The 20,590-nt window shown below is 61.0% G+C and carries 17 protein-coding genes and 4 tRNA genes; 14 read left to right on the top strand and 7 right to left on the bottom strand.

From position 1 onward, the window contains the following. Positions 1-124: 124 nt before the first annotated feature. Positions 125-448 carry an SEL1-like repeat protein gene (locus M8Q45_RS17565; protein WP_030142376.1) on the top strand — a complete coding sequence of 108 codons (324 nt, stop codon included), beginning with the start codon at positions 125-127 and terminating at the stop codon, positions 446-448. Positions 449-623: 175 nt separating this feature from the next. Next, entirely contained in the window at positions 624-2,006 is a 1,383-nt protein-coding gene (locus tag M8Q45_RS17560; protein ID WP_249877345.1) for a DNA recombination protein RmuC, read from the top strand. Positions 2,007-2,229: 223 nt separating this feature from the next. Here M8Q45_RS17560 and M8Q45_RS17555 read toward each other — a convergent pair whose 3' ends face one another. Beyond that, positions 2,230-5,700 carry a hybrid sensor histidine kinase/response regulator gene (locus tag M8Q45_RS17555; RefSeq protein ID WP_249875762.1) on the bottom strand — a complete coding sequence of 1,157 codons (3,471 nt, stop codon included), beginning with the start codon at positions 5,698-5,700 and terminating at the stop codon, positions 2,230-2,232. A 244-nt stretch (positions 5,701-5,944) separates the two neighbouring features. Then, positions 5,945-6,484 (bottom strand): TetR/AcrR family transcriptional regulator, encoded by a 540-nt coding sequence (locus M8Q45_RS17550; protein ID WP_030142373.1) that lies wholly within the window; start codon positions 6,482-6,484, stop codon positions 5,945-5,947. Positions 6,485-6,587: 103 nt separating this feature from the next. On the opposite strand from M8Q45_RS17550, the gene M8Q45_RS17545 reads away from it, so the two are divergent. The 3 genes from M8Q45_RS17545 to M8Q45_RS17535 all read left to right on the top strand — a co-directional run bounded on the left by M8Q45_RS17545 (position 6,588) and on the right by M8Q45_RS17535 (position 11,148). Then, the gene (locus M8Q45_RS17545) at positions 6,588-7,781 is read left to right on the top strand and encodes an MFS transporter (protein WP_249875761.1); all 1,194 of its coding nucleotides are present in this window, start codon (positions 6,588-6,590) and stop codon (positions 7,779-7,781) included. A gap of 103 nt (positions 7,782-7,884) precedes the next feature. Next, positions 7,885-9,048, top strand: a complete 1,164-nt coding sequence (locus M8Q45_RS17540) for a TDT family transporter (RefSeq protein WP_249875760.1) — start codon at positions 7,885-7,887, stop codon at positions 9,046-9,048. A gap of 225 nt (positions 9,049-9,273) precedes the next feature. Then, on the top strand, positions 9,274-11,148 hold the full coding sequence (locus M8Q45_RS17535; RefSeq protein WP_030142370.1) for an MFS transporter: 1,875 nt from the start codon (positions 9,274-9,276) through the stop codon (positions 11,146-11,148). 108 nt (positions 11,149-11,256) lie between these two features. On the opposite strand, the gene sugE is transcribed toward M8Q45_RS17535, so the two are convergent. From sugE to rdgC, 3 genes are all read right to left on the bottom strand, one after another. Beyond that, positions 11,257-11,571, bottom strand: a complete 315-nt coding sequence (sugE, locus tag M8Q45_RS17530) for a quaternary ammonium compound efflux SMR transporter SugE (protein WP_249875759.1) — start codon at positions 11,569-11,571, stop codon at positions 11,257-11,259. A gap of 121 nt (positions 11,572-11,692) precedes the next feature. Next, complete coding sequence (locus M8Q45_RS17525) at positions 11,693-12,658, bottom strand: bile acid:sodium symporter family protein (protein ID WP_249875758.1); 966 nt, start codon at positions 12,656-12,658, stop codon at positions 11,693-11,695. A gap of 144 nt (positions 12,659-12,802) precedes the next feature. Next, entirely contained in the window at positions 12,803-13,723 is a 921-nt protein-coding gene (gene rdgC, locus M8Q45_RS17520) for a recombination-associated protein RdgC (RefSeq protein WP_030142368.1), read from the bottom strand. 160 nt (positions 13,724-13,883) lie between these two features. On the opposite strand from rdgC, the gene M8Q45_RS17515 reads away from it, so the two are divergent. The 4 genes from M8Q45_RS17515 to M8Q45_RS17500 all read left to right on the top strand — a co-directional run bounded on the left by M8Q45_RS17515 (position 13,884) and on the right by M8Q45_RS17500 (position 14,401). Further along, positions 13,884-13,959, top strand: a tRNA-Val gene (locus tag M8Q45_RS17515). Between the two features lie 19 nt (positions 13,960-13,978). After that, a tRNA-Asp gene (locus tag M8Q45_RS17510) sits at positions 13,979-14,055 on the top strand. A 176-nt stretch (positions 14,056-14,231) separates the two neighbouring features. Then, positions 14,232-14,307 (top strand) — tRNA-Val (locus tag M8Q45_RS17505). A gap of 17 nt (positions 14,308-14,324) precedes the next feature. Then, positions 14,325-14,401 (top strand) — tRNA-Asp (locus M8Q45_RS17500). 92 nt (positions 14,402-14,493) lie between these two features. Here the strand turns inward: M8Q45_RS17500 and M8Q45_RS17495 are convergent. Beyond that, positions 14,494-15,630 carry a catalase family protein gene (locus tag M8Q45_RS17495; protein WP_249875757.1) on the bottom strand — a complete coding sequence of 379 codons (1,137 nt, stop codon included), beginning with the start codon at positions 15,628-15,630 and terminating at the stop codon, positions 14,494-14,496. Between the two features lie 31 nt (positions 15,631-15,661). Continuing rightward, on the bottom strand, positions 15,662-17,467 hold the full coding sequence (locus M8Q45_RS17490; protein WP_249875756.1) for a di-heme-cytochrome C peroxidase: 1,806 nt from the start codon (positions 17,465-17,467) through the stop codon (positions 15,662-15,664). A 268-nt stretch (positions 17,468-17,735) separates the two neighbouring features. Between M8Q45_RS17490 and bamJ the strand changes: the two genes are divergently transcribed. From bamJ to M8Q45_RS17465, 5 genes are all read left to right on the top strand, one after another. After that, positions 17,736-18,449: a BamJ family beta-barrel-assembly machinery protein gene (gene bamJ / locus M8Q45_RS17485; protein WP_003204577.1), complete on the top strand. Its 714-nt coding sequence runs from the start codon at positions 17,736-17,738 to the stop codon at positions 18,447-18,449. Positions 18,450-18,743: 294 nt separating this feature from the next. Next, entirely contained in the window at positions 18,744-19,199 is a 456-nt protein-coding gene (locus M8Q45_RS17480) for a YkvA family protein (protein ID WP_030142015.1), read from the top strand. Positions 19,200-19,313: 114 nt separating this feature from the next. After that, positions 19,314-19,655 carry a helix-turn-helix domain-containing protein gene (locus M8Q45_RS17475; RefSeq protein WP_249875755.1) on the top strand — a complete coding sequence of 114 codons (342 nt, stop codon included), beginning with the start codon at positions 19,314-19,316 and terminating at the stop codon, positions 19,653-19,655. Continuing rightward, on the top strand, positions 19,652-20,023 hold the full coding sequence (locus tag M8Q45_RS17470) for a hypothetical protein (RefSeq protein WP_003179080.1): 372 nt from the start codon (positions 19,652-19,654) through the stop codon (positions 20,021-20,023). The genes M8Q45_RS17475 and M8Q45_RS17470 overlap by 4 nt, the downstream gene beginning before the upstream one ends. After that, complete coding sequence (locus M8Q45_RS17465; RefSeq protein WP_249875754.1) at positions 20,024-20,425, top strand: SEL1-like repeat protein; 402 nt, start codon at positions 20,024-20,026, stop codon at positions 20,423-20,425. It begins immediately after the preceding gene. Positions 20,426-20,590: the final 165 nt, after the last annotated feature.

Below are 20,590 nucleotides of genomic sequence, written 5' to 3'. Positions count from 1 at the left end.
TCCACAGCTTCTGTGGATTGTCCCGCGCGCTTGCTCTAGGACGGGCGTGCTGGTTTTTTTCGACTTTACCCGTACGAAAAAAGGAGTAGAGTGGCGCGCCTTCCGATCTGTCCCGTAGTGCGTCATGAAGTTTCGCTCCGTATCAAATCCTGTTACCGCCGCACCCTCCGGTGTTACCCCACCCAAACGCATATCGATGCGCGTTGCCGAGTGGCTGCTGGACAGCCCGCGCCTGGGCGAACGCCCTAGCGTCAAGCACTTGGCCGGTCGCCTGCTCAAGCAACCGGCGCGTGAAGGCGTGGTGGCTGCGCAAAGCCGCCTCGGCCAGTTGATGTGCCGCGAATGTGGCAACGCGCGCGACCGCCGCATCGGCCAGGATTTGTTGCGCCAAGCCGCGCGGGCCGGCGACCACCGTGCCCGTCAGGCATTGGGCGAAATCGAAGACTGAGCTGGGCAACGCTTGGCGGCTTGGTTAACCTTCGGCCTTTATTTCTTGCGCGGGAATTGTCATGGCGATGGATTTGACCAGCCTGTTGCTCGGCCTGGCAGGCGCAGCGGTGCCACTGTTGGCACTGGCCTGGCACCTGCAACGCCAGGCCAGCGCGGCGCAGACCGAACTGGCACTGCTGGAAGAACGCCTGGCCACCGCCCACATGGCCCACGATGGGTTGAACGCCCAGCTCGATGCTTGCCGCGACGAAATCAGTGATCTGAGCCAGGCCAATGCCGCCAAGCAGGCCGAGCTTGCCGCCGCGTGTCGCGAGGTCGAGTTGTTGCAGATCGAACGCGACAACGCCAGGGATGCCGCTCATGCCTGGAGTCTTGAGCGCGCCAATAAAGAAGCGGAACTGCGCCGCCTCGATGCCCAGGCGGCCTCGTTGCATGCCGAATTGCGCGAGCAGCAGGAAAACCATCAGCAGCGCCTGGACGACCTGCAAGGCTCGCGAGACGCATTGCGCGCCCAGTTCGCCGAACTGGCAGGGAAAATCTTCGATGAGCGCGAACAGCGCTTCGCCGAAACCAGCCAGCAGCGCCTCGGGCAATTGCTCGATCCACTGAAGGAGCGCATCCAGTCCTTCGAAAAACGCGTCGAAGAAAGCTACCAGGCCGAGGCGCGGGAGCGATTCTCCCTGGGCAAGGAGCTGGAGCGACTGCAACAACTGAACCTGCGCCTGAGCGATGAAGCCACCAACCTCACCCGGGCGCTCAAGGGCCAGAAAACCCAGGGCAACTGGGGTGAATTGATCCTGGAGCGAGTCCTGGAACATGCCGGCCTGGAGAAGGGCCGCGAATACCAGACCCAAGTCAGCCTCAAGGGGCCGGACGGTGAACGTTTCCAGCCAGACGTGTTGATCTACCTGCCCGGCGACAAGCAAGTCGTGGTCGATTCAAAAGTCAGCCTGACGGCTTACCAGCAATATGTGGCCGCCGAGGACAATGCCATCGGCCAGCTCGCCCTCAAGCAACACGTGGTGTCGTTGCGCGCGCATGTCAAAGGCTTGGCCGGCAAGGACTACAAGCGCCTGGACGGTTTGCACAGCCTGGATTTCGTGTTGCTGTTCGTGCCGATCGAAGCGGCATTTTCCGCAGCCTTGCAAGCCGAGCCGAATCTGTTCCAGGAAGCCTTCGATCGCAATATCGTGATCGTCAGCCCGACTACGCTGTTGGCGACCTTGCGGGTGATCGACAGCCTGTGGAAACAGGAACGCCAGAGCCAGAACGCCCGGGAAATTGCCGAGCGGGCGGGGTGGCTGTATGACAAGTTCGTCCTGTTCATCCAAGACCTGGACGAAATCGGCAGTCGCTTGCAGCAACTGGACAAGGCCTACGCGGCTGCGCGCAACAAGCTGACGGAAGGCCGCGGCAACCTGGTCAGCCGTAGCGAACAACTCAAGCTGCTGGGCGCCCGGGCGAGCAAGAGCCTGCCTGCGGAGCTGCTTGAGCGCGCAATGGCGGATGTGGATGGATTGCCTGAAGAAACCGGCGAAGAAAGCCAGGGTCAGTAGCCTCCAAGGTTTGCACCGCCCCCTTGTGGCGAGGGAGCTTGCTCCCGCTGGGCCCTGTAGGAGCTGGCGAAGCCTGCGATCTTTTGATCTTGATCTTGATCTTGATCTTTCTCTCGCGATTCAATGGGAAGTGGAAAGATCGCAGCCTCGCTTCGCTCGACAGCTCCTACGCAGTCCAGCGGGAGCAAGCTCCCTCGCCACAGAGGTTTACCTTTTTCCTGGATTACAACGGCAAATGCCGGCTCAACAACGCCCTCAGCGCCGCCGGTTTCACTGGCTTGGCCAAGTAATCCAATCCCGCCGCATGCACCTGGGCCACGGTCTCGGGCCGGCCGTCGGCGCTGATCACCACGCCCGGCACCGGTTCGCCCATCCGCGTGCGCAACCAGGCCATCAACTCGGTCCCCGTTTCGCCGTCGTCCAGATGGAAATCCACCAGCGCCAACTGCGGGCGGCCACCCTGGGTCAGCCAGCGCTCGCATTCTTCGCGGTTACGCGCGGTCCACACCCGGCAACCCCAGCGGGTCAGCAGGCTGTCCATGCCCATCAGGATGCTGTCTTCGTTGTCCACGCACAGTACCTGCGCACCACAGGGCAAGTGACCGTTGGGCTCGACCACGGCAGCAGGCGCCACGACTTGCGTGGTGGCCAGCGGCACGCTGACGCTGAACACACTGCCGCGCCCCGGCCAGGAGCGTACGCGCAATGTGTGGCCAAGCACGCGGCACAGTCCGTCGGCGATCGCCAAGCCGAGGCCAAGGCCTTTTTCGGCGCGGGTCTGATGGCTGTCGAGGCGTTTGAACTCTTCGAAAATCACCTGCTGTTTGTCTTCGGCGATGCCCGGCCCACGGTCCCAGACCTCCAGGCACAGTTCACCGTCGCGGCGGCGCGCGCCCAGCAGTACCGGCCCCTTGGCGTAGCGGAAGGCGTTAGTGAGGAAGTTCTGCAGAACACGCCGCAGCAGCTTGATGTCGCTGTCGACCCGCAGCCGCGAACCACGAACCCGGAATTTCAGGCCTTGCTCCTGGGCCAGCACCGTGAATTCGGCGCCCAGGGTGTCAAACAGATCATTGAGGGCGAACGGCTTGCGGTCGGGGTTGATCTTGCCGTTCTCCAGTCGGGAAATGTCCAGCAGGTCAGTGATCAAGTCCTCGGCCGAGCGCAATGAACTGTCCAGGTGCTGGACCAGCTGCCGGGCCTCGCTCGGCAAGCCGTCGTGCTGGTGGGACAGCGCAGCGGAGAACAGTCGCGCGGCGTTGAGCGGTTGCATCAAGTCATGGCTGACAGCGGCGAGGAAGCGGGTCTTGGATTGGTACGCGGATTCGGCCGTGCTCTTGGCTTCGGTCAGGGCCTGGTTCAGTTGCGAGAGTTCGCGGGTGCGTTCGGCCACCCGTTGTTCCAGCCCTTCGTTGGCTTCGGTCAAGGCCTGGGCGGCTTCGCGGAACGCGGTGATGTCGGTGAAACTCATGACAAAACCGCCGCCGGGCATCGGGTTGCCGATCAGCTCGATCACCCGGCCGTTGGGGAACAATCGTTCCGAGGTGTGCGCGCGGCCTTGGCGCATCCAGTGCAGGCGCCGGGCGACATGGACTTCCGCCTCGCCCGGGCCGCAGAGGCCGCGCTCGGCGTTGTAGCGGATGATGTCGGCGATCGGCCGACCGACGCTGATCAGGCCGTCGGGGTAATTGAACAGCTCCAGGTATCGACGGTTCCACGCCACCAGCCGCAGGGACTGATCGACCACGCTGATGCCCTGGGTGATGTTTTCAATGGCGCCTTGCAGCAGGGCCCGGTTGAATTGCAGCACCTCGGACGCTTCGTCGGCGATCCGCACGACGTCTTCCAACTGCATCTCCCGGCCTTCGATCGCCGCCTTGACCACCGCGCGCGTCGAAGAGGCCCCCAGGACACCGGCCAACAGCCGCTCGGTGTGGGCGATCCATTCGCTGTCGGCGTTCTGGCTCGGGTTGAAGCCTTTGCCTTGGCGATAGGCAAAGCGGATGAAACTCTGGCGCGCGCGTTCTTCACCGACGAAGCGCGCGGCAAGTTGCAACAGATCATCGATCTGCACCGCCAGCATCGAGCGAGGATTGGGGCGGGCGCTGATCTCCTGGCCGATGAAGCGTCCAGCCTGCCAGTGCTCCGACACCCGGGTGCGCGACAGCACCGAGACCCAGGCGAACAATATGAAATTGCCGGCCAGGGACAGGACGACGCCTTGGGTCAGCGGGGTGATCGGCAGGTTCAGCGGGTTGCCATGCAGCCAGGCCAGGCCTGGGAAACTGCCCAGCGACCAGCCCAGGCTGTGGGCGGCGATCGGCAGCACCAGCGTATAGAACCAGAGGAATATCCCCATGGCGAGGCCGGCAAACACACCGCGCCGGTTTGCCTGTTTCCAGTACAGCGCGCCAAGCATGGCGGGCGCCAATTGCGTCACGGCGGCGAAGGCGATCTGGCCGATGGTCGCCAGGCTCGCCGTCGAACCCAGCAACCGATAGCTGACGTAGGCCAGCAGGAGGATCACGACAATGCTCACCCGGCGTACCGACAGCATCCATTGGCGGAATACTTCGAACGGCCGCTCGGCATTGTTGCGGCGCAACAGCCAGGGCAACAGCATGTCATTGGAGACCATGGTCGACAGCGCGACACTCGCGACGATCACCATGCCAGTCGCGGCCGAGGCCCCGCCGATGAAGGCCAGTACCGCCAGCGCCGGATGGGCCTGGGCGAGCGGTAGGCTGATGACGAACGAGTCCGGCAACACCGAGCTGGGCAACATCATTTGGCCGGCGAGGGCGATCGGCACGACGAACAATGCGGCCAAGGCCAGGTAGGCGGGAAACACCCACTTGGCCAGGCGCAGGTCCTGGGGTTCGATGTTCTCGACCACGGTGACGTGGAACTGCCGCGGCAGGCAAATGATCGCCATCATCGCCACCCCGGTCTGCACCACCATGGACGGCCAGTTGATGGTTTCTTTCCAGTACTGCTCCAGTCGCGGCGCCAGCATCGCCTGGTTGAAGAGATCGTCGAAGCCGTCATAAAGGCCGAACGTGACGAACGCGCCGACCGCCAGGAAGGCGAACAGCTTGACCAGGGATTCAAAGGCAATCGCCAGCACCATGCCACGGTGGTGCTCGGTGGCGTCGAGGTTGCGGGTGCCGAAGACAATCGTGAACAGCGCCAGGATCAGCGAAACGATCAACGCCGTGTCCTGGGCCCGGGTGCCCATGGCGTCGGCTCCGGCGCCGATCAACAGGTTCACCCCGAGCACGATTCCCTTGAGCTGCAAGGCAATGTAGGGCAGCACGCCGACCAGGCAGATCAAGGCCACCACCACCGCCAGGGATTGGGACTTGCCATAGCGGGCGGCGATGAAGTCGGCGATGGAGGTGATGTTCTCCTGCTTGCTGATCATCACCATCTTCTGCAGGACCCACGGTGCCAACACCATCAACAGGATCGGCCCGAGGTAGATCGGCAGGAAGGCCCAGAGTTGTTCGGCGGCCTGGCCCACTGCGCCAAAGAACGTCCAACTGGTGCAATACACCGCCAGCGACAGGCTATAGACCCACGCCCGCACGCGCGGCGGCAGCGGCGTGCTGCGTCGGTCGCCGTAGAAGGCGATGGCGAACATGATGGCCATATAGGCCAGGGCGACAACGGCGATCAGCCCGCTGGACAGCGACATGGAAACTCCCAGACAAATACGCCCGGGCTTGGGCCCGGCAAGACAGTCTCGCATGCCCGCTCGGGTTCGTCAGTGTCGACCAAGGTCGAGGCGTGGCGGGGTGTCGCGGGTGGGATTTTTTTATGCAGCGATGTTGCCGGCCTCATCGCGAGCAAGCTCGCTCCCACAATGGCTATTTATCGAATACAAGATTTGTGGCACACCGAAATCCAATGTGGGAGCGAGCTTGCTCGCGATGGCATTTTCACTGATCCAGCGCCATATCCACCAACCGATACAACTCCTCGACCTCCAGCGGCGCAGTGGCGAACAGGATGCGAAACACCGTCGGCGCCACGATCACGTTCACCAACCGCTCGATTCCAGGATTCGGCTCATCGGGATAACGGTCCAGGATGATCTGCAACTGGCCGCTGATAATGCCCACGCAATACCCCGGCGTGGCGCAGGCCTGGATGTCGCGCATCATGTTGCGGCCGGGCTCGGAAGTCATTTCGTCCAGGTATTGCTCGGCCCAGGCGCGCAAGTCGCCGCGCAGGCTGCCGGTGTTGGCCGGTTCGCCGTCGGGACGCATGCGCTCGATGGCGACGTCAGCCAGCAGCGCCGGCAGATCGCCCCAGCGCCGGTAAATGGTGGACGGCGTGACCCCCGCGCGCGCAGCGATCTGCGGCACGGTCAGGGTGGCGCGATCCTGCTCCTGGAGCAGGGCGCGCACGGCCGAATGAATCGACTCTTGGACCCGGGCGCTTCTGCCGCCAGGGCGTAAACCTTCTTTGATAGCCATGTGTCGGACCTTAACACAAAGAATTTGCTTTAAGCACACACCGGTAGCACACTCGGCAAAAGCAAAAAATTAGCTTTTACGAATGTCCTTGTGGAGCGTGCCCATGTCTCGTCCAGCTTCGACCCGCGCCAGCCTGATATTCCTGGCGATTACCTTGCTCGGTTTCCTGGCGGCGTCCAGCGCGCCGACGCCGTTGTACCACCTCTATCAGGAGCACATGCAATTCTCCCCGGCGATCCTGACGCTGATCTTCGGCGTGTACGCGTTCAGTCTGCTGGCGGCCTTGCTGGTCGTCGGTTCGTTGTCTGATTACCTTGGCCGCAGACCGGTGATTTTCGTCGCGTTACTGCTCAACATGCTGGCGATGCTGCTGTTTATCAATGCCGAGAGTGTCGCCTGGTTGATCGGCGCGCGGTTGGTCCAGGGCTTCGCCACGGGCATGGCCACCAGTGTCTTGGGCGCAGCGTTGCTGGATTTCGATCGCCAGCAGGGCCCGCTGATCACCAGCGTGGCGCCTCTGCTCGGCATGGCGTGTGGCGCGATGGGGTGTGGCCTGTTGGCGGAATTCGCGCCGATGCCGTTGCAGCTGACCTATTGGATTCTGCTGGCGTTGTTCGTTCTCCAAGCCATTTACCTCTGGCGCCTGGCTGAAAGCGTCAGCCCACAACCCGGGGCCTGGCGATCACTGCGTCCGACCTTGCATGTGCCGGTCCAGGCGCGGCGCGCGTTGTGGCTGATATTGCCCCTGGACTTGGCGGCCTGGGCGGTGGGTGGGTTCTATCTGTCCCTGGCACCGTCCTTGGTTCGGGCCGCGACTGGCTCGACATCGAACCTGATCGGCGGCGCGCTGGTGGCCGTGCTGACGCTCACGGGGGCGCTGTCGATCTACACGTTGCGTAACCGCACGGCGGACATGATGCTGCGTCTTGGCGCCAGCCTGTTGGTGCTTGGCCTGGCCTTGGTGCTGATCGCCGTGCACGCGGCGAGCCTGCCGTTGTTCTTCATCGGTACGCTGATTACCGGCAGCGGTTTCGGCTCCGGGTTCCTCGGTGCCCTGCGCAGCATCATGCCGCTGGCCTTGCCCCACGAGCGGGCGGGGTTGATGTCGGCATTCTACGTGCTCAGCTACTTGGCGTTCAGCTTGCCATCGCTGCTGGCTGGGAACCTGACGCGTCTCTACGGTCTGATTCCGACCACCAATGGTTTCGGTGCAGTGCTGATCTTGATGGCCGTCGGCGCGCTGGCAGGCTTGCTGCGCCAACCCGACAAACCGTTGGCTGACGGACTTCGTTCTTGAGCGCATATCTGCAAAACAGATTAGATATAGAGAAATTACCCGTTATATAGATATTCTTTCGGGTTTTAGCATGGCATCACCTTATCCGAGGAGAGACGTGACCATGACGTGCCGTGCTGAAAGATTTCGCCTGCGCCCCCTGAGCCATCTGCCGAGTCCGCTGGAAGTCGTTCGGCAATTCACCCCGAACTGGTTCGCTGCCACCATGGGCACCGGCGTGCTGGCGCTGGCCCTGGCGCAGCTGCCAGGGGCGACCCCGGGCTTGCACCGGGTGGCTGAAGGGCTGTGGTTGTTCAACATTTTGCTGTTCATTGTGTTTGCCGGGCTCTACACCGCTCGCTGGGTGCTCTTCTTTGATGAGGCCCGGCGGATCTTCGGACACTCAACCGTGTCGATGTTTTTCGGCACGATTCCGATGGGGTTGGCAACCATCATCAACGGTTTCCTGCTGTTCGGCGTACCGCGCTGGGGGGAGGGCGTGCTGTCGGTGGTCGAGGTGTTGTGGTGGATCGACGTGGCAATGTCATTAGCCTGTGGCGTGTTGATTCCTTACCTGATGTTTACCCGCCAGGAGCACCGCATCGACCAGATGACGGCCGTGTGGCTGTTGCCCGTAGTGGCCGCCGAAGTCGCCGCCGCCAGCGGTGGGTTACTGGCACCGCACCTTGGGGATGCCCATTCGCAACTGACGATGTTGGTCACCAGCTACATACTCTGGGCATTTTCCCTACCGGTGGCATTCAGCATTCTGACGATCCTGCTGTTGCGCATGGCCCTGCACAAACTGCCCCACGAAAACATGGCCGCTTCGAGCTGGCTGGCTCTCGGCCCGATCGGTACCGGCGCCCTGGGCATGTTGTTGCTGGGCGGTGATGCGCCCATGATTTTTGCCGCCAATGGCCTGCCGGGCATCGGCGAGGTTGCTTCGGGCTTGGGATTGGTCGCAGGCATCACCCTGTGGGGCTTCGGTCTGTGGTGGATGTTGATGGCGCTGTTGATCACCGCGCGCTATCTGCGCGAGGGCATCCCGTTCAACCTCGGCTGGTGGGGTTTCACCTTTCCCTTGGGCGTGTATGCGCTGACGACCCTGAAGCTGGCGAGCTTGCTGGGCCTTGTGTTTTTCAATGTGTTCGGCTGTGGGTTGGTGGCGCTGCTGGGGGTGATGTGGCTGATCGTTGGCTGGCGCACGCTGGTCGGCGCCTGGCATGGCGAGTTGTTTGTGTCGCCATGCCTAGTGTCCTGTATCACAAATACTGTTCCTTCTTGACGGCGTCTGTTGTCGTCATGCGGCGTTGTCGCTCCTCGCCATAGCGGGCTATGACTCGTCACGTCGCCTTGCCTGACGACAACAGCCACTCGCCAAAAAGAAACATATTTGCGAAACAGGACACTTGCCGCCCTGGCGAAATAATCGGCAAAGACAGGTAATGTGTGGCCTGGATCGAAAAAGCGTCATTCCAATAAGCGTCCACGCCACTCAGGAACATGGAAGATGAGTCACCCTTCGCAGTTCAATTTGCTTCGCACGCGGCGCTTCCTGCCGTTCTTTATTACGCAGTCCCTTGGCGCGTTCAACGACAACATTTTCAAGCAGTCGCTGATTCTCGCCATCCTCTACAAACTGACCATCGAGGGTGACCGCTCGATCTGGGTCAACCTCTGCGCGCTCTTGTTCATCTTGCCGTTCTTCCTGTTCTCCGCCTTGGCGGGCCAGTTTGGAGAAAAGTTCGCCAAGGATGCGTTGATTCGCCTGATCAAGCTGGGCGAGATCGCGATCATGGCGGTCGGTGCGTTGGGGTTCCTGTTCGATCACCTGTGGCTGATGCTGGTGGCGCTGTTTGCCATGGGCACCCACTCGGCGCTGTTCGGGCCGGTGAAGTATTCGATTCTGCCGCAGGCCCTGCGCGAGGATGAACTGGTTGGCGGCAATGGGCTGGTGGAGATGGGGACGTTCCTGGCGATCCTCGCGGGCACCATCGGCGCAGGAATCATGATGTCGTCGGCGCACTACGCGCCAGTCGTGTCAGTGGCGATTGTCGGCATTGCCGCGGCCGGCTACCTGGCCAGTCGCAGCATCCCGCGGGCAGCGGCTGCCTCGCCGCAGATGCGCTTGAACTGGAACATTTTCAGCCAGTCCTGGGCCACGTTGAAATTGGGCCTGGGGCAGACGCCGGCGGTATCCCGTTCCATCGTTGGCAATTCATGGTTCTGGTTTGTCGGGGCGATCTACCTGACGCAGATTCCCGCCTATGCCAAGGAGTGGATGCACGGCGATGAAACCGTCGTGACCCTGATCCTTACCGTGTTCTCGGTGGGGATCGCCTTGGGCTCGATGCTCTGCGAAAAGCTGTCGGGGCGCAAAGTCGAGATCGGCCTGGTGCCGTTCGGCTCATTCGGACTGACCGTGTTCGGCCTGCTGCTGTGGTGGCATTCCGGTGGGATCCCCGACAGCGTCGACGGCCACGGCTGGCTGCAGATTCTCGGGTTCGGCCACGCCTGGCTGGTGCTGATCGATATTCTCGGCCTGGGCATCTTCGGTGGCTTCTACATCGTGCCGCTGTATGCGCTGATCCAGTCGCGTACCGTCGAGAACGAGCGGGCGCGGGTCATCGCTGCCAACAACATTCTCAACGCCTTGTTCATGGTGGTCTCGGCAATCGTTTCCATCGTCCTGCTGAGCCTGGCCAAGCTGTCGATTCCGCAGTTGTTCCTGGTGGTGTCGCTGCTGAACATCGGCGTCAACGCCTATATCTTCAAGATCGTCCCCGAGTTCAGCATGCGTTTCATGATCTGGCTGCTCAGCCATTCCATGTACCGTGTGGAGCATCGCAACCTGGACGCGATTCCTGACGAAGGCGCCGCGCTGCTGGTGTGCAATCACGTGTCGTTTGTCGATGCCCTGTTGATCGGTGGCGCGGTGCGTCGGCCGATTCGCTTTGTCATGTACTACAAGATCTACAACTTGCCGGTGCTGAACTTTATCTTTCGCACCGCCGGGACAATTCCGATTGCCGGGCGCCAGGAAGACATCCATATCTACGAAAAAGCCTTCAGCCGCATCGCCCAGTATCTGAAAGACGGTGAGCTGGTGTGCATCTTCCCTGAAGGAAAGTTGACCGCCGACGGTGAGATCAATGAGTTCAAGAGTGGCTTGACGCGCATCCTTCAGGAAACGCCGGTGCCGGTGATCCCGCTGGCATTGCAAGGGTTGTGGGGGAGTTTCTTCAGTCGCGATCCGAGCAAGGGGATGTTCCGCCGGTTCTGGTCGCGTGTGACGTTGGTGGCGGGAACGGCGGTGGCGGTCGAGGCGGCTGAGCCTGCGAAGTTGCAAGCGCTGGTGGGGGAGTTGCGCGGGGCTGTGAGATAAGCCGAAACCCTGTGGGAGCGAGCTTGCTCGCGATAGCGGTCTGCCTGTGACATCGTTGCCAGCAGGCTGATTGTAATCGCGAGCAAGCTCGCTCCCACAGAAACGGATCTAAGCGCTGACCTTGAGCCCAACCAGCCCGGCAACGATCAACGCGACGCTGGCCAACCGGATCAGCGCCATCGACTCACCGAACAGAATGATCCCGGCGATCACCGTGCCCACGGCACCGACCCCGGTCCAGATTGCGTAGGCCGTGCCCAGCGGCAATTCTTTCATTGCGAGACCCAGCAGGCCGAGGCTGACAGCCATGGCGGCAATGGTCAGTGCAGTGGGGAGTGGGCGGCTGAAGCCGTCGGTGTACTTCAGGCCGACAGCCCAGCCGACTTCGAACAGGCCGGCAAAAAACAGAATGATCCAGGACATCACGCACCTCATCGATGGATGGGGTCGTCCCCGGACAAGAAAAACTCCAATGGAGCAGCGGGGTCGTCCCCGCATTGGGCAGAAGGATGCCCAATGCTGACCGTTTGATCAAGTCGCTCGCTCAGTCCGCCGCCTGCCGGGCCAATTGCTCACGGTCCTGTTTTTCGCTCATGCGGCGGAACCAGGTCGAGAGCAATGCCCCGGAAATATTGTGCCAGACGCTGAACAGCGCACTGGGCACCGCCGCCAACGGCGAAAAGTGCGCGCTGGCCAAGGCCGCGCCCAGGCCGGAGTTCTGCATGCCGACTTCCAGAGACAAGGTCTTGCGCTGGGCCAAGGGCAATCCGAACAGTCGACCGGTGAAGTACCCCAGCAGGTAACCGAAGCTGTTATGCAGGACGACGATGGCCATGATCAACAGGCCGGATTCGGCAATCTTCGCCTGGCTGGCCGCCACCACGGCGGCAACGATAATCACGATGCTGACCACCGAGACCAGGGGTAGCACTTCAACCGCATGATGAACCCGCGCGCCCAACAGGCGCTGGGCAATGATGCCGAGTGCGATGGGCAACAACACAATTTGCAGGATCGACCAGAACAACGCGGAGAACGACACCGGCAGCCAGGCCGAAGCCAGCAGCCAGATCAGTGCCGGGGTCAGCAAAGGGGCGAGCAGGGTGGTGATGGCGGAAATCGCCACGGCCAGGGCCAGGTCACCGCGTGCGAGCCAGGTCATGACATTGGAGGAGGTGCCGCTCGGGCAACAGCCCACCAGGATCACCCCGACGGCGATTTCCGGCGGCAGGCTGAATACTTGGCAAAGCAGCCATGCCGTACCCGGCATGATCACGAACTGGGCAATCACGCCCAGGGCCACGCGCCCCGGACGACGCGCCACTTCGGCGAAGTCTTCCAGCTTGAGCGCCAGGCCCATGCCGAACATCACCAGCCCCAGCAGGGGCACGATGGCGACTTTCAGGTCGACGAACCACTGCGGTTGCATGAATGCCAGTACCGCAAAGAACAACACCCAGTAAGCGAACGTATTGCCGACAAAGCGGCTCAATGCAGCCAGTGCACGCATGACCTGATCCTTATTATTTGAAAACACCGAATACTAATGTGGGAGCGAGCTTGCTCGCGATAGCGGAGTGACAATCACTGAGATGTCGACTGGAGTTCCGCCATCGCGAGCAAGCTCGCTCCCACAGGATAGTTATTGCAGGGTTTAGATCCCCTGCGGAATCTCTTCCCCACCCAGCGCCTCAACCAACGCCGGCAGGAACTCGCCAAACGTCAGCATCATCAAGGTGAAGCTGGCGTCCAACTGGCCGAGGGCCTCGTCGCCGCCATCCTGCTCCGCCTGGTCTTGCAGCAGATCTTCGAATTTCAGGCGCTTGACCACCATTTTGTCGTCGAGCACGAACGACAATTTGTCCTGCCAGGCAAGCGACAGCTGGGTCACCACCTTGCCAGTGTTCAGGTGCAGCTGGATTTCGTCGCTGGTCAGGTCCTGGCGCTTGCAACGCACGATGCCACCGTCTTCGTGGGTATCGCGCAGTTCACATTCGTCCAGCACGTAGAAATCGTCAGCGGCTTTCTGCGTCTTGACCCAGTCGGTCATGATCGCCGTCGGGGCGGTCTTCACGGTGAGCGGACGCACGGGCAGCGTGCCGATGACTTCGCGCAGCGTGGAGAGCAAGTCTTCGGCGCGTTTCGGGCTGGCGGAGTTGACCAGGATCAGGCCCTGTTTTGGCGCGATGGCGGCAAAAGTGGACGAGCGACGGATAAACGCGCGAGGCAGGAAGGCCTGGATGATTTCATCCTTGATCTGGTCCCGTTCCTTTTTATAGACCTTGCGCATTTGCTCGGCTTCGATTTCCTCGACCTTTTCCTTGACCGCGTCGCGCACGACGCTGCCAGGCAGGATGCGTTCTTCCTTGCGCGCGGCGATCAACAGGAAATCCTGGCTGACGTGCACCAAGGGTGCGTCTTCGCCTTTGCCAAACGGCGCGACGAAACCGTAAGTGGTCAACTCCTGGCTTGCACAGGGGCGCGCCAGTTTGCTCGCCAGTGCAGTTTCCAACGCCTCGGCATCAACAGGCAGATCTTGGGTCAGGCGATAGATAAGCAGGTTCTTGAACCACATGGGGTGAGTCTCTCCTTTATACAAAGGGGGGCATTATTCTCTTCGCGGCGCCATAGGCCAACCCTTCGCTAAGCCTTTGGAAGGCCTGAAAAAATTAATTTAAAAAGTGCTTGCCAGCTTAGGGAGTGCTCCGTAGAATGCGCGCCACACCGAAAGTGAAGGGTGATTAGCTCAGCCGGGAGAGCGTCTGCCTTACAAGCAGAATGTCGGCGGTTCGATCCCGTCATCACCCACCATTCGCTTCCAGTGTTACGCGCAGCGGTAGTTCAGTCGGTTAGAATACCGGCCTGTCACGCCGGGGGTCGCGGGTTCGAGTCCCGTCCGCTGCGCCATATTCGGTTACCTGGAACACTGAACGCCAGGTCACCACGGAAAGCCCGCTCACGCGGGCTTTTTGCTGTTTGCAGTTCCTGCGGTGTGCATTGCTCATGTTTTTTTGCAGGATTTGTTAATTAAATCAGCACGTTACAAAAAACTGTGAGAGAATGCGCCCCGCATCGAAAGTGAAGGGTGATTAGCTCAGCTGGGAGAGCGTCTGCCTTACAAGCAGAATGTCGGCGGTTCGATCCCGTCATCACCCACCAAACTTTCAATGTTACGCGCAGCGGTAGTTCAGTCGGTTAGAATACCGGCCTGTCACGCCGGGGGTCGCGGGTTCGAGTCCCGTCCGCTGCGCCATATTCGGCACTTGGAATACTGAACGCCAGGTTGCCAACAAAAAGCCCGCTCATTCGAGCGGGCTTTTTGTTGCCTGTCTTTTTACCGCCTTCCTACTGCTCGGCATTCCGGCTATGGCGATAATCGCTGACCGCCTCATACACCGCCTTGCGCAACCGGTTGATACCGCCAATTGGCCGATGGGCCTCGATGCCGAACCACGGGTTGAAGGATTGGTTGTCACACGCCAGGTTCAGCTTGGGCGTATCGAAATCCTGTGCCGGTACCTTGATCCGCGCCACCGTCTCGAACGGTGCATCGCTTTCCTTCCATTCAATGCTGGTGTCTTCGATCGGCATGTACTTGCTCGGATCCTGACGCTGGATCTGCAAGACAAAACAGGCCGGCACGCGATCGGTGGATAACTGCTGATTCAGCGCGCTACGCAAGAAATTCGGCAAATCCTGGTTCTGCGGCGGCAAGGTGTAGCCGGGGCAGCTGTCCGGGTCCGGCGCGACGCGAAACTTGGCATTGGCCTCGCCGAATTTGTAAGGCGATACCGAGAAGTAAGTGGTCTGGGTCGGGCTGGCGGGTGGGGGTGAAAGTGTCGCCAGGGCAATGAATAAATGTCGGATCTGCCAGGTGCGTGGATCGAGGCTCGGAAAGAACGCCATTGCCCTCTTTCCGTCAGCCTGAGCGGCCACATTCTGACGGTATTCGGCGACGTCGCTGACAAAGAAATTCGGATGATTGAACATCACAAAGTCCTGTTCACCCTTGGACTGCCGATCAGCCAGCAGTTGCTTGCCAGGCACGTCCAGCAACTTGATGGCCATCCCCCGGGCATCGCGCAAGCTGTCAAATTGTGGATAGGCATTGCCATTGGACAGACGGATCGTCGCTTGCCAGGTCTTGCCCGGTTCGGCGAACACGCCTTGGCGCAACGGCGCAGGCAGGTCACTGGGCACCTGGACCTGCGCCATGACGCAACCGTGGGCCTTGGCATGGGCGTCGCGCAGGTAGCGCGTGCCTTCGCGGTGCTGATCAACGATGCGGATCGCGGTCTGGATGATGTCCTGGGTCATGGCGCTTTCGCCGAGCGGTATCTGTTCCTGGTCCGGGACCGGCCCGCTGTGCTGCCAGGCAAACCAGGCTGTGGCCAAGGCCCAGCCGAGGAGCCCGAAACCCAGCAGCCACAGGAGCGTCTTGCCCAAAAAGGCGCCGAGGCGCAGCCAGAGCGTGATCAACATGCCAACATCCTTTTACTTATAAGGTTCATCATTACAGTTGCGACTCCAGTGGCCCGCCAAGCACCTTCAGGTATTCCAGCAAGGCCCAGCGTTCCTGCGGTTGCAGCAAGCGGCCGATGACGCCGTTGCCTCGTTCACCTGCGCGGAATTCATGACCACTGTTATGGTTGCCGGTGATCTTGGTGTCGAAGAGGAAACCGTTGGCAAAGGCTTCCGTGCGATAGCCCAAATGCCGCGGATCGTATTCGAAGGTGCCTTTGTAGAAGGTGGTCGCCCGTTCATCCTGCGGTGACAGCAATTGATAAATCGTCGGCACCGAGCCGTTGTGCAGGAAGGGCGGCGTGGCCCAGACGCCCGCCAGTGGTCGCGCTTTGTAGGCGCGCAACTCGCGGACACCGATGGGCAACCCGAAACCATCCAGTGCCGGGCGTTCGACGGGGGTGACGCCGGCATCGCGATAGGCGCGGTTCTCGACGAATGCCGTGACGTAGGCCAGCCCCTTGGCGACCGAGACTTGGCTGAGATCCAACGGTTCCGTCGGGGTGGGGTGCAGTTGCACGTCGAGCTTCGCCAGTTCGGTCGGATCCCACTGCAGGCTGGTCAGGTTGAAGCGATGGTCGGCGATATTGTTGGCGGTGCCTGGGTCAGTGCCGATCACTTGCACCGGCAACATGTGCAGTTGCTGGACTGGCCTGTCAGGTCCTTGTACGACTTTAGGAACGTGGCAACCGGCGCAGTTCTCGGCGAAAAGTGCCCGGCCCTTGGCGGCCAAGGGCTTGTTGATCGAGCCCAGCAGCGCTTCCGGCCACGCGGGAGGCTTGAGCAGTTGCAGGGTTTCCTCGATCTTGTTCAGGTCGCGCACGCGCACGCTGGAAGGGTAGCGCGCTTCACCTTGCAACGGCTTGCCCTGGGCATCGAAGAAATTCAGGGTGGCACCGACGCCCAACGCTTCGCCGACGTTACGGGCCATCGGTTGCTGGGCCGAACCGTTCCACTGTACCCAGTCAAAGGTCCAGATTTCCCACAACTGAGGGTAATCCACTGGTGCGTTGGCAACCCGGTAGTTTTCCGCCGAAATCGCGTCGCCGAAACTGGCGTTGGCGATACGGCCAAAGGCGTCGGTGCGGCCCGGGCCTTCCTGGGTGGGGTAGAGGCCGCGGTGCGTGTCATTCCAGGCCGTGCGCAGGAAGGTGTCCAGGGAAACCTTGAATGCCTTGCGCAACGCTTCGTGGCGGGCGTCGTAGTCCTTGCCCAGCACTTGGCGGGCAAAACGTTCGAATTTCCATGGGTTGTAGTAGGTCGAGAAGAGACTGGCGACCATGGCCTGTCCGAAACTGCCCCCGCGTAATGTCGGAACGGTCGACGGCAGGACGTGTTGAGCGGAACCGCCATCGATCCGTATCGCCTGGCCCTTGAAGTGCAGTTCGCCGGTGTGGCAGGCGGCACAAGTGATGTCCAGATATTGCTCGCTGCTGCCCGCGTTCTGGTGTCGGGTGAAGCCTACCGGCAAGTTGCCGGGATTGTCCGGCGTGGCTTTTTGCGCCGGATCGATCAGGAAACCGAAGCGCGCCAGGTACTCCGGCGACGCGAAGCGCTGCTGCGAGAACGGCAGTTCAAGCGCGGTGAACCAGTCGTAGCGCAGGCCTTTGACCTGGGTGCCCTGGGGCGTGAAATAGTAAGTCTGGCGCTCGGTGGCGCTCCATTGGTCAAGGTAGTGCACCTGTTCGACAGGCGTGTAGGCCGGCAGGCGTGGGTTGGCGACGTAATAAAGCACTACGGCCACGACCGCGATGAGCAGGGCGAGGATCAGCAAGAGGAGGCGAGAGAGGAGGCGCACGGTAACGTCCTTGTTTTTTTGATATGTCCTTATGCCTCAGTGCCGCTTGGCCGGCAAGTGGCCATTACCCTTGGCTGCAGGGGGGCGGCAATCCGTCCCTGTACGAAACCGATGACAGATGCTTCATCTACCAGGGATTAAAAAGCGTTTGCCGACCTGAACTTATCATCGGTTTGCGGCTCACATGCCGGTAGCCATTGGTCGTGGCCGCCTGATAAGCTCGCGGCTTTACTCGATTGCCCTTTAGGCGCATGAACAAGGAAATAGCATGAAACAGCATCGGTTGGCGGCGGCGGTAGCCCTGGTTGGGCTGGTACTCGCGGGTTGCGACTCGCAGACCAGCGTAGAGCTGAAAACCCCGGCGCAGAAAGCTTCCTACGGTATCGGCCTGAACATGGGCAAGAGCCTGGCCCAGGAAGGTATGGATGACCTGGACTCCAAAGCAGTCGCCCAGGGCATCGAAGATGCCGTCGGCAAGAAAGAACAGAAGCTGAAAGACGAAGAATTGGTCGAAGCCTTTGCCGCACTGCAAAAACGTGCCGAAGAGCGCATGGCCAAGATGAGTGAAGAGTCGGCAGCGGCCGGCAAGAAATTCCTCGAGGAAAACGGCAAGAAGGCCGGCGTGACCACCACCGCTTCCGGCTTGCAGTACGAAGTGGTCAAGAAAGCCGACGGCCCACAGCCCAAGCCGACCGACGTCGTGACCGTTCACTACACCGGCAAGCTGACCAACGGCACCGTGTTTGACAGTTCCGTTGAGCGTGGCAGCCCGATTGACCTGCCGGTTAGCGGCGTGATCCCGGGTTGGGTCGAAGGCCTGCAACTGATGCACGTCGGCGAGAAGTACAAGCTGTACATCCCGAGTGACCTGGCCTACGGCGCCCAGAGCCCGAGCCCGGCCATCCCTGCCAACTCGGTCCTGGTGTTTGACCTGGAACTGTTGGCTATCAAGGATCCGGCAAAAGAAGACGCAGCCAAGTAATCGCGTCTGCTATAAAGACAACGCCTCGCTTATGCGGGGCGTTGTTGCATTCGGCTTTCGGTAAACGGTCAAAAAAACCGAACCCCCGCTGCAGGCCACAGTCATAGGCAATACGGGTCCTGTGCTAGACGCAGTCGACCCATCAAGTCAACGGAATATTGGGTTTTTTTATGTGAGTAAAAAACGCCCGATCTAAGCCGGGCCCTTATAAAACGGGGGCTTCAGCGGTGAAACGTAGCTCTGTTCACAAGGTTATCCACAATTTGTGTGGATAACATTTCAGCGGGAGAAAAAATGAAGGCGCCGTGGAATTTCACGCGATTCCTGCCCTTGGCGGGACGGCTGCTGGCCCGCGGCAGATTGCCGACGTTGCTGTTTGCCGTTGCCAGCAAGGGTGCCCGGGAAGGCGGTCGACTGGGCAAGCTCAAGGACGACCTGCGCTTGTTGCAGGCGCTGTGCCTGGCCTACTGGCGTGGCGAATACCGGGCGGTGAGCGCCAAGTCGTTGCTCTCGGTGGTGGCGGGGCTCATGTACTTCCTCAGTCCCCTGGATGCGATTCCGGACTTGCTGCCCATGTTTGGCATGTTTGACGATATCGCCGTGCTGGCATGGATCATGAAAACCCTCGACGACGAGCTGAGTGCGTTCCGTGCGTGGCGTGACCGCCAATCCCCCGAGAAACTCGCGTTGGTCGAAAGGCTCCCCGACACCCCGGAACAGCTGCAGCTCCAAGGTCCAAAAAAGACCTGATTCAGTCCGTTTCCCTTCAGAACTTCATCGCCCCGCGACCTTGGCTGCTATTTAGGATTACACTTCCTAGGAAAAAAGCTGACTCGCAAAGTGTTGTTGTCCTACGGGGTGTTCATGGATATTCAAATAATCACACGCGACGGAGAGCCCGAGTACGCGGTTTTACCGTGGGATCAGTACCAGTCGTTATTGAAGGCAGCCGGCATCAATCAAGCTCCGTCGCGTGAGGCAAACGTCTCGCATGCGGCGGCACCCGGCCAGGTTCTCCCTGGTCTGGATCAACTGCGCAGTCTGCGCGAAGGGAAGGGCATCGCCATCGAGGCGCTCGCCCGCACGGTAGGCATCAGCCCGTCTTATCTGGCCATGATAGAAAGCGGTGAGCGTCAGCCCGATGCCGCAATCAAGCGCAGTCTGGCCTGGGAACTGACGGTGCCGGGTTGGAGGGATGAATCGTGAGTGTACGCATCAGTCGGCAACATTGGGACGGGTTGTTGGGTGAGTTGGACCAGGCGCGTCGCCAGCGCCATTTATTGACATACCGCGCCTTGCTGGAGCGCTTGCAACTCCCTAGCCCGGCCATGCAGACCTTGACCGCGGCGCTTGAACATCTGGCGGCGCTGGATGCGCGGGCCGAGCAACCGCTGCGCAGTTCGCTGGTCATCAGCCAGGGCGCCAGCCGTTTGCCACGTACGGGTTTCTTCGAGTGCGTCGAACGTCTTGGACGTTTTTCCGGCCCTTCCGACGGCGTGGCTGCCGCGTCCTGGCATGCTTCTGAAGTGGTCCGCGTGTTCGAATACGAGTACCCCGAATCGGCGGAGGCCTGAATGCTCTGGCGCATCAAGGCCCGGGCCGGCTACTGGCTGGCACGCCGCTTGTTTCATTGGTCATGGCTCGTCCGACAGCCGCGCGGCTGGGCCTGGCTCGAAGGTCAATTTGCCCGCATGGCGAATCTGGGTGACGTCGGCGCCCAGAGCTTCTACGGCCATATCCTGACGTTTCGCGGCCAAGGCCTGGGCGCCAGGGAAGAGGGGGTTCGTCTGCTGCGGCTGGCTGCACTGGCCGGTGATGGCAAGGCCGCCTATCAGGTGGGTGTCATCAGCCTTGCTGGCTCCACCACCAAGGCGCCCGATCCGGCCGAAGCGGCGCGCTGGTGGACCCTGGCCGCGAAGGCTGGGCACCCGTTGGCTGATATCAAGCTCAAGGGGCTCGACGACCAGAATCCGTAGCGTTATCCACAGGCTGTCTGGCCATAATTCTTTTTCCGCCCCGAGAGGGAGCTGTAGGGCCAATTAAAGAATTGTCCTACTGGCGGCGTCTCCTTATCTGACTTATTTCTCCTGCCGCCCCCGGCAAAGTCTCGCGCTTCCTGATTTCTCGCGAGACGTTCTTCC

The organism is Pseudomonas sp. T1.Ur (assembly GCF_023516725.1).
Taxonomy (GTDB): Bacteria; Pseudomonadota; Gammaproteobacteria; order Pseudomonadales; family Pseudomonadaceae; genus Aquipseudomonas; species Aquipseudomonas alvandae.
Note: the sequence above shows the minus strand (reverse complement) of the source record. Positions and strands in the feature narration are given on the sequence as shown.